At 36.0% G+C, this 20,530-nt stretch carries 13 protein-coding genes; 7 read left to right on the top strand and 6 right to left on the bottom strand.

Annotated elements, in window-relative coordinates; translation table 11 throughout:
* Positions 1-15: 15 nt before the first annotated feature.
* Positions 16-777 carry a restriction endonuclease subunit S gene (locus tag SVZ03_14100; protein MDY6935342.1) on the bottom strand — a complete coding sequence of 254 codons (762 nt, stop codon included), beginning with the start codon at positions 775-777 and terminating at the stop codon, positions 16-18.
* A gap of 764 nt (positions 778-1,541) precedes the next feature.
* Here SVZ03_14100 and SVZ03_14095 point away from each other — a divergent pair.
* On the top strand, positions 1,542-2,537 hold the full coding sequence (locus SVZ03_14095) for a M23 family metallopeptidase (protein MDY6935341.1): 996 nt from the start codon (positions 1,542-1,544) through the stop codon (positions 2,535-2,537).
* Positions 2,538-2,704: 167 nt separating this feature from the next.
* Positions 2,705-8,260: a hypothetical protein gene (locus SVZ03_14090; GenBank protein ID MDY6935340.1), complete on the top strand. Its 5,556-nt coding sequence runs from the start codon at positions 2,705-2,707 to the stop codon at positions 8,258-8,260.
* Positions 8,261-8,288: 28 nt separating this feature from the next.
* Here SVZ03_14090 and SVZ03_14085 read toward each other — a convergent pair whose 3' ends face one another.
* Complete coding sequence (locus SVZ03_14085; GenBank protein ID MDY6935339.1) at positions 8,289-9,389, bottom strand: hypothetical protein; 1,101 nt, start codon at positions 9,387-9,389, stop codon at positions 8,289-8,291.
* 65 nt (positions 9,390-9,454) lie between these two features.
* A complete protein-coding gene (locus SVZ03_14080; protein MDY6935338.1) occupies positions 9,455-11,617 on the bottom strand; it encodes a SpoIIE family protein phosphatase in 2,163 nt (720 codons plus the stop codon).
* Between the two features lie 327 nt (positions 11,618-11,944).
* On the opposite strand from SVZ03_14080, the gene smpB reads away from it, so the two are divergent.
* The gene (smpB, locus tag SVZ03_14075; GenBank protein ID MDY6935337.1) at positions 11,945-12,400 is read left to right on the top strand and encodes an SsrA-binding protein SmpB; all 456 of its coding nucleotides are present in this window, start codon (positions 11,945-11,947) and stop codon (positions 12,398-12,400) included.
* A gap of 62 nt (positions 12,401-12,462) precedes the next feature.
* Here smpB and guaA read toward each other — a convergent pair whose 3' ends face one another.
* Positions 12,463-14,016, bottom strand: coding sequence for a glutamine-hydrolyzing GMP synthase (gene guaA, locus SVZ03_14070; protein ID MDY6935336.1), 1,554 nt, complete (start codon positions 14,014-14,016; stop codon positions 12,463-12,465).
* A 1-nt stretch (position 14,017) separates the two neighbouring features.
* Positions 14,018-14,557 carry a 5-(carboxyamino)imidazole ribonucleotide mutase gene (gene purE, locus SVZ03_14065; protein ID MDY6935335.1) on the bottom strand — a complete coding sequence of 180 codons (540 nt, stop codon included), beginning with the start codon at positions 14,555-14,557 and terminating at the stop codon, positions 14,018-14,020.
* A gap of 457 nt (positions 14,558-15,014) precedes the next feature.
* Here purE and SVZ03_14060 point away from each other — a divergent pair, with 457 nt between their 5' ends.
* The 4 genes from SVZ03_14060 (at position 15,015) to SVZ03_14045 (ending at position 19,999) form a co-directional block, all read left to right on the top strand.
* On the top strand, positions 15,015-16,946 hold the full coding sequence (locus SVZ03_14060) for a hypothetical protein (protein MDY6935334.1): 1,932 nt from the start codon (positions 15,015-15,017) through the stop codon (positions 16,944-16,946).
* Positions 16,947-17,111: 165 nt separating this feature from the next.
* Positions 17,112-18,155, top strand: coding sequence for a hypothetical protein (locus tag SVZ03_14055; GenBank protein MDY6935333.1), 1,044 nt, complete (start codon positions 17,112-17,114; stop codon positions 18,153-18,155).
* A gap of 217 nt (positions 18,156-18,372) precedes the next feature.
* Entirely contained in the window at positions 18,373-19,134 is a 762-nt protein-coding gene (locus tag SVZ03_14050; GenBank protein ID MDY6935332.1) for an AAA family ATPase, read from the top strand.
* A complete protein-coding gene (locus SVZ03_14045; protein MDY6935331.1) occupies positions 19,127-19,999 on the top strand; it encodes a ParB/RepB/Spo0J family partition protein in 873 nt (290 codons plus the stop codon). The genes SVZ03_14050 and SVZ03_14045 overlap by 8 nt, the downstream gene beginning before the upstream one ends.
* On the opposite strand, the gene SVZ03_14040 is transcribed toward SVZ03_14045, so the two are convergent.
* A complete protein-coding gene (locus SVZ03_14040) occupies positions 19,996-20,484 on the bottom strand; it encodes a YfcE family phosphodiesterase (GenBank protein ID MDY6935330.1) in 489 nt (162 codons plus the stop codon). The genes SVZ03_14045 and SVZ03_14040 overlap by 4 nt on opposite strands.
* Positions 20,485-20,530 lie beyond the last annotated feature (46 nt).

Genomic DNA, 20,530 nt, shown 5'->3' with positions numbered 1-20,530 from the left:
CAGTTGCTAATGACGCTAAATCATACCTTTAAGATTCAGCATCTCATCGCTGTAAGTTGTTTGTGCAACCATGGCCCCAGACAGCTTCAGAAGTGTGTCAGCGATACGCTTCTGCTCCTCCATCGGAGGATTCGGTAATTGAATGTTTAATAACGATTCTATAGTGATTTTGTCTCGGGCTCCCTTATGTGAAATCTGTATTATTCCTTGTGAATAATAGTAGTGAAGGACATTTAGCAAATAAAATACCTCGCAAATTTCAGCCTTTACCCTGATTCTTATGCATCCATTGCCCAGAATCACATCTTCATGAAATATTGGCAATATTGCTGAAGCTCCAGCAAAACTCCCAGCCTGCACCATAAGAATATCCGAACCATGCACCACATAATGTGGAAATTCATTTTGAATATCCTCGCGAACATGCCAACAATTCTCTGGGTTGTATCGCAGACTGGTCAGAAACCTGGACTCTGTTAATGGAAATCCCTCATGTTGAATATACCTTTCATATATCAATATATCTTCCGCACCCTGTACGATGCCGAGATCATCAGAAATAAATTCATGCAACCTAACAATAGGCCACCGTGATGATATGCTTACGACTCCATTAGCATCTATTGAATAGTGATTGTATTCCAGATCAAGAATCTGTTTTATTTTTATTTTTTTATAGTCCTTGATCATATGAAGCAGATTGTTGGCCTGATGAAGCGCTTTATCGATTGCAGAAGATAGGGTTTTCTCTATGTTAACAGAATCTGAAGAATTCATATAGGTTGTCCTCCTGTTATTTTGAACGATTATTATTATTCAGGGCAATTTTTTGAAGCAAAGATGATAATTGAATGCAAGAATTATTAGAATATAGTGATATTTCAACAAGTTTTATTATATTTTTAAACACTTTAAAAAAACCTCTGGCACATTCTGTTATTATCATTATTATTGTCGTGAAAATAATATTTATCCTATATTTGAATATCATAATTCATAATAAATTTAATTCCCATAAAAAATGGTTGCTTAAATTAATAATATTATCTAAAATAGGCGGTTGTTTATTTTGATAAAGGCTATGGTATAAGTCCTTTATATTGGACTTCGTCAATGGATTTCCATGACATAGTATTTGTCACGAGTATGTTGTGGAAATACTAATGAGGCAATTGCGTAAAAGTCTTATCGCAATACACCGAAAAGGTTAATTTGAATCATTGATTCCATTTATGTTTAGGGTATAAAGCTTGGAAGATATGATATTAGTGTAATGATAATATAAAGTATTGTACAATCAACATTCATACAAACTACTTTTAATTGAAGTATGCTTTCTATATCCGACTATATTGTTAGTATTTAGCTTTTATCAATGTAAATATTATTGGAGTTGATTTTTTGCTGGAGCGTCATCAATCTGCATACCTCTTTGATTCTATTTTAGAATGATTATCCATTATCATATATTGGGGTTATGATTGAGTAAACGCATATCAAATAGAAAAAGTCATACGATTTAGTTGGAATAGGAAGGCAAGATGAGATTTATGATAAAGAAGTATCGAAATAGAATTAAGAAATGGGTTTCAGAGTCTTACTATGTATATAAGAGGAGACTCAATAGGAGATGGGATAGTTATTTGGAAAAGGGTCATGAAAAGATGACCGTTATGTTTATACCACATAACCAGAAGAGAATATTTAATTTTCAAATATCAAAATTTACATTATCCTTTTTCTTGATACTATTTGTGATCGTTATATCAACTTCAACCTATGCAATCATAAAAAATGCTGCTATCGAGCGTGAAGAACAGAGATTGTTGTCCGATTACATGGATATAAGATCTCACTTGTTGAGATTTGAAAAGCATACAAACAAAATAGATGAGATGATAAAGAATATTAAACCAGAAGTGAGCGACTTATATAAAATGACTGTTGGTGATATTGATATTGGTAAGGTATGGAATAGTGTTTTATCTGATGCGGGTGATTTGAATACACTTGAGGGCCTTAATAATATACTACCTGAAGAAATATTTACGTTAGCAGGTTTACAAAAAGATATTGTCAGCACAACAAATATCATAAAAACTATTAAAACCTTTGTTGATGTTAGAAGCAAGGTAATAGGTGATATGCCGTCAATTGTTCCAAACAGGGGGCATATTACTTCACTATTCGGATGGCGACGATCCCCTTTTGGTTTTGGAAGAGACTTTCATACTGGGATAGATATTGCCGCTCCACCAGGCACAGCGATAAGAGCAACAGCGCCAGGTGTGGTGGTTTCAGCTGGATGGGGAAGCGGTTACGGGTATTTAGTAAGAATAAAACATAAGTATGGATTTCAGTCGATGTATGGCCACTGTTCTAAGATAATAGTGAAAAAGGGAGATCGAGTGAAGAAGGGCACAATAATAGCCTATGTGGGACAAACCGGAGCAGCAACCGGTAATCATTGTCACTATGAGATTAGGGTCGGTCATGCCGCATCAAATCCTTATCCCTATATGAGCAGAGTCTGGTAAAAAATATTGATATAATATTCCTGATTTGTTCTTTCATTTCTTCTAAAATCATTTCATTCCTCATAAAGAAATAGTCAATGATAATAAGGGTGTCCCTTTGTATTAAGTTATTAATATATTTGGGGACAACATGCTTATTGGCTGTTGCCTTTTCAAAAGTAACTTATGTGGAAAGAGGTTTCAAAGACATCCTGCTAAGATATATTGAGTCAAACTCAGAAGGAGGAGAAGTAGGCATCTCTCTTCAAAAAGAGAATATATTTATTAATGAAATAAACGAGAACATCACTCATCCATTTGTATATCTTGAGGGGGATTGGGAGAAATATGTCACCTCAATAAAATATAAACCTATTACAGAAAACCTTTTTGATGAGGGATTCAGCATTGAGAAGAGGGGTGAGGTGAATATCAACTCTTATGGTTCGCTTAAGATTGATCTGCTATATGGCAAATCGAAATTTACAAAGGATAGTTACCGTAGATATGATGAGGACAAACCAGTTTCAAGGGTTATTAAGGATGGATTCAATGCAGAGCATGAACTGCAACTTCATATGGAAGGCGATATCGGTAGACGCCTTACCGTTTATATTGACCATGATAGTGATAAGAGCGACAATCACTATGTGATGCGATATCGGGCTATTCGTGAGGAAGAGGTTATTAGGGAGATAAATGCCGGTGAGATTGATATAAATCTTGAGAAGTCAAAGTATGTTGCTTTTGATGAAACCTCAATGAAGGGTATTGGGATTGATGTAGCCTTAAAGAAGGAGAACTTGAGAATCAGGGCCTTTGGCAGCGTATCAAGGGGTGAGACAGAGATTGAGATATTTCGTGGCAATGCTTCTCCGAGTTATATCAGGCTATCAGAATATCAATACATAAGAAACATATACTATCAGATCGAACCATTTATTAGGTATGATAATAGGATATCTATCCCTTCTGATGGAGAGGTATTAAATTCTGTCGTGGTCACGTCATCACCGTCAAATCCAGAAATTTATACTCTCTATCCTGTAAATATTGAACCATCTGGTTTTGAAATATACATTGATGATAAGAATCCGCAGAATAATTATAACGCCATTAGACTCACCTTAGATAATTGTTATTATTCAAAATTGATTTCCGGCATAGATTATAAGATAAATTATGCCACTGGCTTAATTACTTTTATTAAAAATATTCCAGAGAATGCGAATATTTTTGCAGTATATTGGCTTAAAGACCGATCTACCGCAGATCCATGCGCTCTATCTCCAGGTAGTTCAAATCACCCTGGTGGGATGTTTTCAGGCAAGAACTTTGTATTCATCAAATATGGATACTCCCTAGATGAGACTCATGGTGATGATGTCAATGGTGATGGCAGGATCAATCGTGATATATATGAGATACGATCATTCTATAATATTGGGGACAGACAGCTTCTGGAGGATAATTTCAGAATACTTTTTTATAGAGAAAATACACTTTTGCCAAAGAGTGATGTTGCTAAGTTGGGGAAATATTCTGTGGATTATACCAATGGTATAGTAGAGTTCCACCTTAGGGAGCCCTTCCGGCAGCTCTTGGATATGAATGATGCAGATGTGATCTATTCTGAAAAGCAACAGACGAATGCTTATCTTTCATCTATTTATAAGATTAGAATTGATTATTACAGGGAGGCCAGAAGCTTTCAGTTAAAGCATTTTAATATAATTCCAGAGAGTGTTCGGATACGAATAAACGGCTTAGAAATAGCACCCTCATTATACTCACTCGATTATACTTCAGGTTTTTTAGAATTCATTGATCCCAATAATCCGCTAATTGGCCCAAAGACAGAGATCGAGGTAAAATACGAGTATCTACCCTTTAATTCACAGTCTAAGTCCTTTAGTGGCGGAATACGTGGTGATTATAGGGTAAATAGGAGTCTTGACGTTGGGGGTACTCTCCTTTATACAAGGGAATCCGGGGATGATGTAATTCCTAATATCGGAAGTGAGCCAGAACAGACCCTTGTTTTTGAGGGAGACACGTCACTACATCTTGGAGAAGCAAGATTAAAGAGATTCATAAATAATATTACTGGCATAAAGCCCAAATCAGTTCCAGTGGAAATAGATTGTTATGCGGAATATGCTAGAAGCTACAAAAAAATCAATACCTTTGGCAAAGCACTAATCGATAGCATGGAGGCAACTGATGAGATTGTACCCCTCTCTCTATCCGAGAAGGACTGGTGGCTTTCATCGATGCCTATCGGTTTAGCTCAAGACAATAGGGGAATTTTGTATTATTACTACTATAGAGATCCATTTCATCCTGATACACTAAGGGGGATTGACTTTATCCCCTATAGCGTCTCATATTCAATAAAACCAGGTCCTTATAATGTAGCGATTGGACATATACCTGATTCAATCCAACCGCTTGAAACGCAGAGGTCCCTGGTTTTGAATTTCGATTTCTCTACTGGTGATTGCATTCCAATTGTAACCCCAATGCCCTCTGCTATGGCTGTTGATTTTTCAGGATTGCAATATGTAGAGATATGGTATCGCGCAGAGGGTGTTAGTGGTGAAGTTGATTTCTGCATTGACATCGGAAGGATAAACGAGGATTCCGATGATGATGATCTGCTCGATACTGAGGATGTCAATAATAATGGATTTCTCGATTATGATCCCTCCGCTGGGATAGAGGAGGATATCGGGTATCAATTTGATGGAAATGTTCAAACGATAATTGGCACAGGCCCTAAGCTTAGTCAGATAACCATGGGAGATGGCGCGCTCAATAGTGAAGACCTCAATAGGAATGGGATACTTGATAAAGATGAACATGTAATCACCCTCCCAGGGGTATTCACAACTCCATCCTCTGCAATATCCATTGATGGATCCAATACTGATTGGGAAAATATTAGAATTTATCTGGATAGAGATAGAATCGATGACAGTCAGATCGAAATCCTTAAACAGGTGGAGTCATTAAGGCTCTATCTTTTGAGGAATAGCGCGGTAAAGGGTACTATTTATATTAACAGCATTCGATTTGTATCTTCGAGTTGGAGGGACGACAGTGGATCTCTTCGTATTACTAAGGTTGATACTTTAAATGATGCCGATTATAGGGCTGAGTCATATATATCTTTGGTTAATAATAATTATGAATCTCTATATGGGGATAAAAATGATGTAGAATTATCAAAAGAGAGGGAGACAGCGCTCCAGATTGAGTATGACAATTCAACGGGTTCTGCTTCCAGAAAGTTCTTACGTCCGATGGACATCAGATTTTACAAGACAATGAATATATGGTTTAACTTCAGGGAGTTTTCAATTGGTGATTCAATAACCCTAAAGATCGGATCATCAGAGGATGATTATTATGAGTATGGATTTTCAATGGATTATATTGGCATATGGAGGGAGATAAGATTGAAGCTTAAGAGCGGATCTAATGGTGATGTCGAGATTAGTAATATTGCCGGTAATCCAGATATGAAAAGGATCTCATTTATTGAAATTGGGATTAGTGGCGTAAATAGCGGAAAATTCTGGGTAAACGACATGTATGTCAGTGAACCAGAAATGCTGCGGGATAGCGCTTACTGGTATGAGGGGAAGATTTCCTTTAAGAGACCATTGTATATATCCGATATCGGCACACCGGTGTTATCAGATTTTATTATCAAGTATATAGGAAAGGGGCATGGGTACAACTTCAACACCATAGGGAAGACAATGGATGATATTAGGGAGAAGAGCAATGAGGTCTTTTCATCTATTAACATTCTGCCAAACTGGAGGGTTCAATTAAATTTTTCAGTTGAGGATTCAATAACTGATAGCTTCAATGAAGAGGTGCATGAAGAGAGTAGAGGAGAGACAGAGAAGAAGAGTCTCTTATTTGAGTCTGATTTTGTATCTGATAAATACATCTTCCCCAGTATAAAGTTGATATACAAACAGGATATATATGATAATCTGAAAGAGAGATATATATCGGATTTCAGGATCAACGCACACACCCAGAACCAGGTTTACACACCAACCTTGGTTTTACAAAATAGGATCAATAGTAAACTCTGGGGAAACATAACAACTACAATTGTTATGGATGCATTTTTTCAGGAGGAAGACATAGGACGAAATTCTGTTGAGAAGGGGCTGGGAGAGCTTGAGCAGTTCATCTCACTCAACGAGGTGGAGAAGAGGCAAAAGGGTGGGGCTCAAATTCGCGCAGATTATCAAAACTCATTTTTATTCTTCAAACCATCTGTTAATAGTAGCACACATGAGATCGTTGAATTGAAGGGGAGGATGGATGAGAATGATATGGAGATTTTGTCGGAGGTTGATGGTGGATTTCATCTCCCCTTTGTATACAATAAGGACTTTAAATTCGTTGGAAGGGATAAAGAGATAGGACTAAGTTTTGGTTTAAGGAAGCTAACCCTGATCTCACCAGAGTTGAGATTGGTCTTCAACTACATTGAGGATAATTTTAGTGATTACGATGATAGTGAGAGGATAATATCAGATAAATATATTAGATCCAAAGATGCAAACACGCTAGTCTCTAATCGACTCGATTTGCCCTTCGCTTTCAACAAGATAAAAGGGATGGAGTTTTTTCGAAATTTAAATATTAGTTATTCACGATCTATATTCTTTCAAGAGATAGATGTTCCATACGAGGGGGAGGGGACATCCTCCCTTGATGAGGATTATGGTATAAGGAGGGTATACAATGGATTTGCTGACATTTGTATGAATCCTTTTGACTTCCCCCCATGGTATCCTTTTATGGGGCGAGGAAACTTTGCAAATGGTAGAGATTATGCATACAGAAAGTTTAACAGGGAGATAAATTATACCAATGGATCATCAGCCATAGACTATAATAACAATCTGAGATTGATTGATAACATTGGTGTAAGCTCTACTCTTGATTTCCGGTGGATTGTTCTGAATTTTGGAATGGGCTTAAATCAGGTTAGCGAACGACAAAATATATACGGAACCCCTCAGCAGGTAGTCACAGTGAGCGATAACCTAAACATAATTATTGATCTTATGCAGATTTTCAATTTTTGGTTTTTTAGGCCCAATGTAATAGGGATGCCATATCATTCAGCAAGTGTGAATGCCGGGTATGATTTTAGTAGGAATATGATCATAACTTCAAATATTGAAGAGGATACCCATTCCCCAAACATGGGAATAATATTTAAATGGGACAGAACAAGTCTGAGCTTAAACATTGGAATGGATTACAGGCTAAGAAAAAGAAGGGAGTATATTTCTACAGACGAATCAAAGAGGTCGAAAAGTGATGATATCTATGTGACTAATATGCAAATAATAGATTCATTCAAGGAGAGGGAGCGGGGATATAATTTTTCAATTTTATATGAAACCGATGTTCAATTGATATATAATCTATTCTCCAATTTATATGAACTTGAATCATTGCCAATCATAAGTTTGGAATATTCTCTTTTACTCAATAGATATGATTATTCGGATACTGTTTCTCCTGAGCCATACGACCAGCATCTGATAATCGGGAAACTGACAATGGATCTTCATAAGAATATTCAAGGGGGGCTTTCAGCGCGTTGGGCACTGGAGAGATTCAGGAATAGAGACACTAATGGTATAAATAGGGAGATACGCTCCTATGAGATTGGATTCAGTCTCACCCTACTATTTTGAGGAGAGAATGAATATTTCAAATCTGCCCTTATTTGCCATATATAAATTTTTTGATTCTATTTTTATATTTATTAAAGAAACCCTTTAATTCTATAAGATAAATGATATCTCTCTGTTTTTTAAACACCTCAATAGTAGTATTGTTAATTATTGTCCAAAGAAGGTTTTGATCTGGACAATTAGTGAAATAGTCCATATCTATTTGATAGGCACCCTTATATCTTCTCGCTCCACCCTCTGAGGAGATTTTTTTTATCAGTTCATTTAAATCGATATTTTCATCCTCTGTTCTGATTGAAGCATCTAGAGTTAATCCCCTTTTTTTATTCTTTCTAATACCTGCAAAAACGATTACGGTTGTTACATCCTCCCGGTTGAGTAGAAAATCTGCAATTATTGCAATATTATCCCTGTAGGATTCATCGATAAATCCTATTCCTGTAATAAGCCAATCCTTATAGATGTACTTGTTCTTGATGGCATCGCCAAGGAATTCGATCATCTTTCTTGTAAGGGGAATGCCAGTAATACGATTGATGATTTCACTATCTGAATTTCGAGAAAGATATTTAATAGCCTCATAATCAAGTTCATTTGCATGTTTTAGGTTATCAGTGTCTGTCTGTATTCCATAGAGGAGTGCGGTTGATACAGCTTTTAGTTGGCATTCATCGAGTTCAATCTCTAACTCATGTAAAAATAGTGCCATAATTGTACTGACTGAGCCGACTTCCTCCATTATGATTTTAAAATCAACATTTACTGAATCATTGACGATTTCATGATGATCGATATGGATTGCGCAGGGGATTGTTGATGGTATATCCTTAATATATGCAGATTGATGATCTAATACTGCATAAGCATCGTGATTTAGGATATGTGAGATTGATTTTTCAAAATGTATTGGTATATGAAACTCATCAATTATTGCTTTATTCTGTGGCAGGGAGGTCTCTGTAAACGCAATGATATCTGTTTTAATTCCATGTTTGTCGCTTATTATTTTTAATGCAAGTGATGATGCAATAGCATCCGGATCGGGTGAGCCTTTTATACAAACAAGCAAGCTATTATATTTTTTTAAAGTCGCGATTAGTTCTTTTGTGGTTTCACTAAAATCCATCATATATGTTCAATCATTATAATGTTGTTTGTTTGCCATATGCGGTTATGATTGATGAGGAAATGTTATTATCCTATTCTAAATATTATTAGGCTTGCGTCATTTAGCAACTCAGTTCCTTTAACAAAATTACTAAAATCTGAATATATATTTCTTATAAGCATGGTAGGGGTATCATTAATATTATTGGTGATAATTTTTTTTAATCTTTCAATTGAATAATTTTCGCCATTTTTATTTATTGCTGCAAGGATCCCATTGGAATAGGATACACCAATTGTATTGGGCCTCACCCTGAAATTCTTGGATCTGTATGAAAAGTTGAGATCAATCCCTAGAGGGATGCCATCTACATCGAGTTCCTGAAAGTTCATCTCATCAACATCAAGTAGGATTAGAGGATTATAGGCTGCATTTGAGAATTTCAATTCATTTGAGGATGAAGAATAAACCAGATAAGAGGCTTGGGCATATTTATCAGAGAATCTTGAGGAGGATACTACCCTGTTTATATTGTTTAATAACCTTTCAGGTGAGCTGTATTTTGTCATTTGGGTCTGCAGGACTGAATAGATCTCAAGGGCGAGTATCCCAGAATCAACACCCGTGTCTGAGGTGTTGGTCATAAAAATTCCTAATTTATCTGCAGCGATTCTCACTGAGTCAAAATAATCTCCACCATATTCAGAGTTGTCTAAAAAAAAGGAACTGATTCTAATGCCATCTATTTGTTTTAATCTCTTTGGAATTATTTTTTTCTTAATAGTAGTCACAACAGTCTTATCATGTTTTATAATCTGTGTCACCTTCATTTCATTTTGAATAATGGAATTTGCCAGTGATATGCTGAGTTGAATTCTATATGTTTCTAATAGGGATAGAAAATCCGTTAGATAGGGCTTCCTGTTTTGTAGTCTCCCGAGTAATAAGATTGCTATAAGAGTTTTTTCATGATTGAATAATGGCAGGGCTATCTGAATGCTTTTTTCATTGAAGATATTTAGAAGAGATTCTTTATATTTACTCAATGTTTCATCTGTAAAGAGCATTGATTTTTCAATTAGGATCTTATGCTCTTTTAGACATAATGCTAAATCACTATCTTCATTTATTTCATATATTTTGATTGCATCTCCAAAACCGTAACTCAATGAGAATTTATACTCCTCAACATTATATAGATATAGAGAGGCGTCTGCAATTTTCAATTTTGTCTGGATGGAGTTAATGGTATTTTTTAAAATTGTATCCCAATCCTCTCTCTTATCATTCGGATTTGTGATATTTGTTATCTCCTCCAGAGATTCATTAAAGGCTCTTTCAAGGGATTTATACCTTTTTTGCAACAGCTTTTCAACCTGTGGGCTTATATATCTGAATAATAAAAAAGGGAAGAGAGATAGGAGTATTGCAATCCCTAATGGAGGTATTGAATATTTACTTATAATTAGCCAATTATAATATTCCAATCCAGAATAGATTGGGAATAGAATAATTACCAATAGTATCAGCCAATATACTAATTTCAGGTAAAATTGTTTAAAATCCAGTAACCTATCATCGGAAACAGCATAATTACTCACTATCAATAATAGTATGCTAGAGAGTGATATCCCAATATTCCTGAATATAGTTACATTCAAAAAGAGAGGAAATATTACTGTGAGAATAAGAAAGCATAAAGCTCCAACATTGATCCCCATAAGAAAATGAAATAACTGATATTTGAATGATTCATTCTCAAGGTATTTATATTTATATAGAAGGATAGAATAGGAACCAATAAAATATACACCAAATGTGGCAGGAAGGATTGGGAACAGGATTCCAAGCGTATATCTTAAGCTTTCATCATAACCAATTTCAACTATAATCAGATCAGTGAATACTGTGAGAAGACAGACAACAATGCCAGGGATTAAAGATAGGATGATGAACCAATCGGAAGTTTTTTTTTCCCATCGAGGATAGATCTCACTTAAACAGAAGACCAGAATACAGACTAATAAAAGCGTACCCAGGGATGATTTGCCAGCTATGGATAGGTTTTCAGAATCAGGAAAGAGAATAATATAGAGAAAGGACGAAGATAGAATCGCTCCAAGAAAAGAGATCAGTGCAAAGAGTCTGTTTACTGTAAACCTGTATCTGTTAATTATATTAGTAAAGGAAAAGTATAAATTTATTATAATTGCAATTATTATTATGCTAATCTCTATTTGTAGCAACATGTAACCAAATTTTATAGTTTTTATCGTATATACTCAAATAAGCGATGGTTGAGATACCCTCTTTCATAGGAGGGTCTAAAAGTGTATTTAAAGTTGATGGTTTGAAAAATATTAACATTATGCTAAATAAAGCATAATGTTCAATTATAGAGAAATATTATTGCTATAATATATTTTCGATACTTTAGATTTCAAGCTTAATTGAAAAAAAAGATGCATAAAACTAGCAGATTCTAAATAATATGGTTTACACAAGAAGTGGAATAGAATTGTAAACTGATAGTAACAGCATAGATGCAGTATACATTATTAAGATTAGAGATCAATATGCAGGATAAGATTATAGAAATAGCAAATAACAAGAGTGCAAGATTTGAATATGAGATAATAGATACATTTGAGGCAGGAATTGTGCTTTTAGGGACCGAAGTGAAATCCATGAGGAAGAGGAAGGTCAGCATCAAACAGGCCTATGCACGGATTGACAAGGGTGAGGCTTACATAGTTGGGATGAATATCTCTCAATATGAGTCTGGCAATAGGTTTAACCATGATCCTATTCGAGAAAGAAAGCTATTGCTCCATAAACAGGAGATAAAGAGGTTAACAGGAAAGCTTAGAGAGAAGGGGTATTCATTGGTTCCAATAAAATTGTATTTTAAGAATGGTAAAGTGAAGATTTTACTTGGTTTGGGTAAGGGGAAGACAAAATATGATAAGAGGAAGTCCATTCAGAAGAGAGAGGGAGAGAGAGAAATTCAGAGGGAGATTAAGTATAGATAGAAGATCCCACAAGTATTGATGCAATCCCATCCTTGAATGGGAATTTAATATCGCAACATCCATTATTCCCACTCGATTGTGCTTGGGGGTTTTGAAGAGATATCGTAAACCACCCTGTTTATCCCGTGTACCTCATTTATAATTCTATTAGATATCCTCTGAAGCAATTCTTCAGGAAGGAATGCCCAGTCAGCGGTCATTGCATCAACGGATGTGACACATCTTAGGGCAATTACGTTGTCATATGTTCTCCTATCCCCCATAACTCCAACAGACCTTACAGGCAACAGGACGGCAAAGGATTGCCATAGTTTATCATAGAGATCCGCCCCCTTTATCTCTTCAACCAGTATATCATCAGCCTCCTGTAGTATTGATATTCTTCTTTGATTAACCTCTCCTATAATTCGAATAGCAAGGCCAGGTCCTGGAAAGGGTTGTCTATATATTAGCTCATCTGGCATCTTAAGCTCTTTCCCGAGAATTCTCACCTCATCCTTAAAGAGATCCTTCAGGGGTTCAATTACCTTTCCATTTTTAATAAGTTTAAGTATATCAGGTGCCCTATTATGATGGCTTTTAATTGTATCCGAAGGTCCCTTTGTTGAAACCGACTCGATTACATCAGGATAGAGGGTCCCTTGAGCCAGAAAGTCGAATTTCCCGATCTTTTTTGCCTCCTTAATAAATACCTTTACGAACTCCCTACCTATTATTCTCCTCTTCTTTTCAGGGTCTTCTACTCCCTTTAGCTTAGATAGGAATCTTTTTGACGCATCAACACATATTAAATTTAATTTAAGGTGCTTCTGGAATCTATTGATTACAATTTTCTGCTCATCTTTACGAAGTAGTCCGTTATTTACAAAGACGCAAGTGAGCTTGTCCCCAATTGCTTTCTGTAGTAATATTGCAGTCACTGATGAGTCAACCCCTCCAGAGAGACCTAACAACACACTTCCATCCTTTACCCTTTCCTTTATCGATTTAATGGATGATGAGATAAATGATTTCATCGACCAGGAAGGGCGTAATCCGCATATGGTGAGAATGAAGTTTTTTATTATCTCTGTACCATGAACTGTATGAAAAACCTCTGGATGGAATTGAACTCCATATATTCGTTTTTTATTATTCTCAATGGCTGCGATCATGGAATTATCTGATTGTGCAATAACATTAAATTCTTTCGGAATGGCTACAACCCTGTCGCCATGACTCATCCAGACGATCTCATTTTTATTCAGCCCATTGAACAGAGCGGATTTCCCCTGAATTTTGATGGTGGTTCTGCCATATTCTTTATGATTTGATGACTCTATCCCTCCATTGAAGGCATTAACAATTGTATAAAATCCATAACATATTCCCAGTATTGGTATATCTATCCTGAATATATCATCTTTTATCTGTGGGGCATCCCTTTCATAGAGGGAGGATGGCCCTCCTGAAAGAATAATAGCACCCGGCTTATCATCTTTGATTAAATCAGTTGAATGTAGATAGGGTACTATCTCAGCATATACTCCCAATTCCCTGATCCTTCTCGCTATTAGCTGTGTATACTGTGAGCCAAAATCGAGGATGAGAACTCTATCTGTGGAAATATTCTCAATCCTATTTTCGTTCATTTCCCCCCTCTGTGTCCCTGAGATATTCTCTATAGCCGATTGAGTTCAATCTGTCATTTTTATCGTTAATCCTTTGCTTCATCCGTCTCCTAAATTCTATTAGTTTTGAGTTGTATTGATCATTGATCAACGCAAGAATGCTTATGGCTAATAGTGCAGCATTCTCTCCCCCCGCCTTGCCAGATGGCATAGTAGCAACCGGTATGCCTGAAGGCATTTGGAGTATTGATAGGATTGAATCCATACCGCCTGCTATCTTCGTCTCTATTGGAATGCCAATTACTGGGAGGATCGTATGAGCTGCGACAACGCCAGGTAGGTGAGCTGCACCTCCAGCAGCAGCGATTATTACCCTAATACCTCGTTCCTCTGCAGATTCAACCCATTTTTTAGTTCTATCCGGTGTTCTATGCGCAGATGAGATAGTGATTTCGTAACTAACACTAAATTCATCCAGCAACTCAAAGCTCCTTTTTATCTTTGGCAAATCAGAATCGCTACCAAGAATTATCCCAACCTCAGGCATATTCTCTCCTGTTAATGTTGATTAGACTTAATTATATTAGAAGATCAGTGGTATAACCTAGTCAACTCATTTTATCTTTTATTGATTATTCCCTTGATATAATGCCTGTTATTATTGGATTATCAGCACTATGGTTAAGTTCTATCTTTTTTTAATTAAAAGGATGTGTAATTGAGAAATTGTAAACTGACATAATTCTGTTGTGCGTATAGTAAAAACTAATGGACATAGTCATGGTATTTGTTATAATAAATTGATTTTAGTCGGTACCTTTGGGCTGCATATGACCACCTTTAGGGATTAAAGTTTCAAATTTGGATACAATTTCCACATAAAAGGGATGAAAAGAACCCTATAGTATGATTCAGGCTCTTTAAGTGTTCTGTAATACCTACACTATGGGCTTTTGAGGGTATAATAAGATGGTGCCTGAATATTCATAATTATGGATATAAATATGTTAAGTGATAAGGAAAATGAGAAGATAGAGAGGAGGGCAAAGGCTCTTCTTGCGAGTAAGGATATCCCATCTGATAAAATGGAGATAGTACGGTCTTTAATCAAGAACACGACGATACCCTCGGGTGAGAGATATAGCGCCATTGTAGATCTTATTAAGTCTTGTGATGATAAATCAAAGAGTAGTAAGGGTAGTGATAGAATGGATACTAAATCCCCAAGGGGTGAATATAGACAGGATACTGCTTCTTCTGACGTGAATAAATCTGATCCCTTAGATACTAATCAATTTATCAAGGATATTTATTGGAGGTATAAAAAACTCAAAATATTTAGGAAGAGGTATCTTATTCGTACAAATAATAGATTGGGTATTGGGATAAAGAGGAGATTAATCCCCAACAGAAGATTGTTAAAGATAATTCGGTGGATTATATCTTATCAGGAAATGATATTATCCAGATTGCCTGCTATTTTAATGGAGATTCTCAAGGACAAATCAATCGAGGATGCTACACATTTTAATTATTTGCGGATATTTAGAAGATGGATGATGGAAACCCCTATTGTCAAGTACAGTTTTGATGAATTGAAGTGGATGGATAGGCGCTCATTTGAATTGGAGTTAAAGAGTTATATCGTACATTTTTTTTCTTTTTTAACGATAGATATCGAGACAAAGGAACAGATTATTCTGCTTGTTGAGAATAAATTGAGATTGTCAGATGATTTATTGAAGGAGAAGATTGATCAAACTGATTCTGAGAGTTTGAAGAGGGAAAAGGAGAAGAGAAATCTTGATAAGGAGAAGAAGATTTATGAGTATATGATGATTTTACGATCTTTTTTACCCACAAGAATTGATTCAGAGAGTGTTTTATCAAATCAGCTTCGTTTAAGATATGGGATTAGCTCTTTATCTGAGTTATTGATTATATTGATTGAGGCGCTTATCTTCCTGAAGGATGTTGAAATCAAAGATATTACAGACTATTTTAATATTACCGCACCGCAAATAAATGGTGAGGTTTGGGATTATAGTATTGATTTTTTAAAGACAGTTGGTAAAGATGAGGAATCCAGAAAGGAAAGGCATATTGGAAAGCTTAAGGAGGAGTTGATCCCCTATAATGAACTTCATTCACTCATTAAATTAAAAATTGAGGGTCAGAATATTCTTTATCGGGCCTTTGAGGATCAGTGGAAAATTGATAATAGGAAACAGAAGGATTATAGTGTTGTTTATGAGAGGGATTTTCTTACCTTTCTTGATGAATGTATAAATTTTTTTAATAATTCCTTTGTCCCCTTTTTTAATGGATCAATTATTACTTTCGAGGATAAGGATCAGAATCATCATGAAGGAATGATCTTTAATGCTCAATATTTTTCAAATGAGATGAAGCGGCTTTCTGAACTTTTAGGGGAGATGCACTTATTTAGAAGCAATAATCCCAGGATGGCAGTAGGCAGGGAAGAGGTTTTAAAAATTCTAAAGGGGAAAATCCCTTCAATGGCTCAGGTTGAAAGGTTAATATTGCTTATAGGGGATCTCTTCTTTAATATTGGAGCTGAGTTGCAGAGGTTATATGATATACACAGACGATGGAAAGAGAAGGGTAGTGAAATATCAAATACTGATCTTATACGAACGCCAATGGATGTAAAAGTAGCGGAGAGGGAAGGGGTTGAGGGGGATCGACCTATCCCTTTTTCTGATTGTCGTGTAATAGGATTAAAGGATATGCGCCTGCTCTCGGATCAACTTATAGGAAAGAGCGTGCTTAGCAATTCTTTGAAGGGAGGCATCATTATTCACATAATCGCTTTTTCATATCAGCTTGCCAATGAATGTATTGATGAAGGCATCTTATCAAGGCTTGATGAGAGGAGAGAGATTTTAAGAAAGATAAAGGAGATTAATATATAACCGATCGTGAAATTGTTACATTATTTAATTATTATTTCCCACCTTCTGTTATTTTTTCCCCTAAATAAACTTTTTGCTACAAATGATATCAAAGGGATTGCGGTAGTTAAAGGTAAATTTGATAGGGTTGAGAGGGCTTTAAGAAGATATGGAATTCCATATCATTTGATAAAATGTCATGATCTTGAGAATGAGGAGATATATAATAAATATAGGGCAATTTTTTTTCCCTGTGGGATGTATAAGCCAATCGAGACTAACGTGAATATTCTTTCAAGAGGGACTAAGGTTCAGGCAGTTTTATTGAAAAACGACATTTCTGAAGTAAATAGAGAAAAAATTTGTAATAATATTAAATCTTTTATTCATGATGGGGGGGTGGGGTATTTCTCTGGTTATTCATATGAATTTCTTCAGGGTTCTTTAAAACCCTTTGAATTTTTCGATGACTTTCCGAATATGGGAATGGCTGGTAGGGTAACCCTTGAGCTAAAGGATGAGTTATATTGCTTTTGCAGGAATGAAAAATTAGCCCTTTATATGTTTCATCAGGGATGGATTGCAGTTAAGTCTGTTAAAGAGGCGGAGGTTGTTGCTGAAGGCTCCTTTGAGACACCAAAGGGTATTAAATTTGGTCCAATCATCTCAATCCTTAAGAGGGGAGAGGGAGAGGCCCTGTATACCAGTTATCATAATAAGGGATACAATAGAGAGTTGTTGAGGTATATGATCTACAGAATTTCATACAGGCATATACTTAGTAACTTAATAGATATAGCTGACAAATGGGAACAGGATGTCAGCAGTTCAATTGTCGATTCCGTTAGGGGATGGGAGAGCAGTAGGACCTACAGAATTTATTTATCAAGGGGAAAGAACACTATCTATTTTGACTCCAGGGCGGGTCTCTTCCAGGTTGATCTTTTTGATATGGATGATAGGTTAATAATTTCTTTAGATCCCTCTGAAGGGGAATTCTATTTGAATATAGATGCTGAATTAGAAGGTTATCACATCCTGAAGGTATACCCCTCCACCAAAATTGAATCCGGAGCTTATGGAATTCTATCAGCTAGGGGTTCACGATTCCTACCATATTACCAAAAGGGGCTTTTAGCACTTCTTGTCTGTGTAGTTATATTTATTATTTATAGGATTGAGAAGATGGTTGCTCCTAGAAAATTTCACGGAAGAATAAGACAAAAATAGTTGCAATCCTATCTTATATTGTGTTAATAGCATTTAATACATAACCAAAGGTATAAGAGACGGATGTCAATTTGCCTATTTGGGGAGAGGTCCAATCCTATTGGGTCCCTTTTTTCCGTAAAAGAAGGGGTATACTGGAAGAAATTTTCCCATATATGAGCTGTATTGATGATGATTAAATCAGGATAGGTGTAATTGACTTCAACAAGGATAATAAATGGGTAGGGTAATATCTGTTTCAAATCAAAAGGGTGGTGTGGGGAAGACGACGACATCAATAAATCTTTCAGCCTTTCTGGCTGAGAAGGGTCAGAGGGTATTGATTATTGACATCGATCCTCAAGCAAATGCTGGTTATGGGCTTGGAATTAACACCAAAGAGTTAGATACCACTATTTATGATGTATTGATAGGGCAGGTTCAAATAGAAGATGCCATAGTAAAGAGTGGAATAGAAAATCTCTATATTATTCCCTCAAATATAGATCTTTCAGGAGCACAGATTGAACTTTTAAATGAAAAGAATCGTGAGTTCATTTTAAAAAGGGCAATAAGTAGGATAAAGCATGACTTTGATATCTTTTTTATAGATTGTCCGCCCTCTTTAGGTATCTTAACAATCAACAGTCTTGTCGCAGCTGATTCAGTTCTTATCCCTTTGCAGTGTGAATACTATGCCCTTGAGGGATTGGGTCAGTTATTGAAGGTTATTGCAATTGTGCAGGAGAATTTGAATAAAAAGCTTAGGTTAGAAGGCGTAATCCTTACTATGTATGATTCGCGAACCAATCTTTCACAACAGGTTGTCTCAGATGTTAGGAAGCATTTCAGAGATAAGGTTTTGAATACAATTGTTCCGAGGAATGTTAAACTCTCTGAAGCCCCATCATTCGGTAAACCGATAGGTCATTATGATAGAAAGAGCGTAGGTAGTCAAAGTTATGAGAGACTTGCTGAAGAGGTATTAAGAAATGGCTAAAAGGGTTTTGGGAAAGGGACTCGGAGCGATAATATCCAGTTCAACCACGATCGTTGATGAATTTGAGGAGAATATACTCCATGAAGGGGATAGAATTGTAGATATTCCTATTGATATAATTAAACCTAATCCTGATCAACCCAGAACATACTTTGATGAGGATGAGATAAGGGGTTTGGCTGAATCCATAGAGTCTTTTGGAATTATACAACCAATTATAGTCAGGAAGAATGAAGAGGATTACTATGTTGTTGCTGGAGAGAGAAGACTCAGAGCCGCTAAGCTGGCGTGTTTAGATAAGATTAGATCAATTATTATCCATGCTGAGGAGGAGAAAAACCTTACTATTGCCTTGATTGAGAATATACAGAGGAAGGATTTAGATCCCATTGAGGAGGCAAGAGCTTACAGAGTCTTAATTGATAGGTTTAATTTGAAACAGCAGGATATAGCCACAAGGGTGGGAAAGGAAAGGGCTACGATTGCGAATATCCTGAGGTTGTTGAACCTCCCAGATGAGATTCAACAGGCTATCTCAGATGGAAAAATCAGTATTGGTCATGCAAAGGTTTTACTATCTGTATCTGCAAAGAGACAGATCCCACTCTGCAATGAGATAATTAGAAACAAGTTATCCGTAAGGGATGTTGAAAGAATAGTGGAGAATGAAAAGGGTGAGAAGAATAGATCTAACAGGAAATCAATATCTAAGGACCCGCATATTAAAATTTTGGAGGATAGACTTATTTCTATTCTTGGGACTAAGGTGGAGATAAAACACATTGGCGAGGGAGGACGAATAGAGATAAGTTATTATTCGCTGGATGATTTTGATAGGATAATGGAGATTTTAGATAGATGTTAAACCTCGATTCTAATCTTATCTACCTCATCATCCCCAGTGTTTAGAATAGCAATGAAATTTTCTTTTCCATCCTGTAATGAGCCAGGATTAATTACCCTTGTATTGTTGGATATGTAATTTTCATAACAATGCGTATGACCTTTAATTATATAATCATATTCGCCTGATCGAATAACGTCTTTAATTGTTTTGGCATCATTTCCATGCATCGCAAATAATCGTTTATTATCTAGTTTAAGATCACAAGAGTATTGAGCTGCGGCAAATCCAAGATTCCTGGATTTTTTGTTTATCAATTCAACTTCAAAATCTCCATTGCCAAGAATAAATATACAACTCAACTCCTTGAAAAGGTCTATCATCCTTGGAGAGGTCAGATCACCCCCATGAATTACCATATCAACGTTTCTTTCTTTAAAGACTTCAACAGCCCTTTTAGTTATGTCTATGTTGTTGTGTGTGTCGGATATAAGTCCTATTTTCATTTTATTGCTCCCTCTACTCTGTTGCTGTATTAAGAAGGAAATTTTT

The organism is Spirochaetota bacterium, assembly GCA_034190085.1.
Classification (GTDB): Bacteria; Spirochaetota; UBA4802; order UBA4802; family JAFGDQ01; genus JAXHTS01.
Note: the sequence above shows the minus strand (reverse complement) of the source record. Positions and strands in the feature narration are given on the sequence as shown.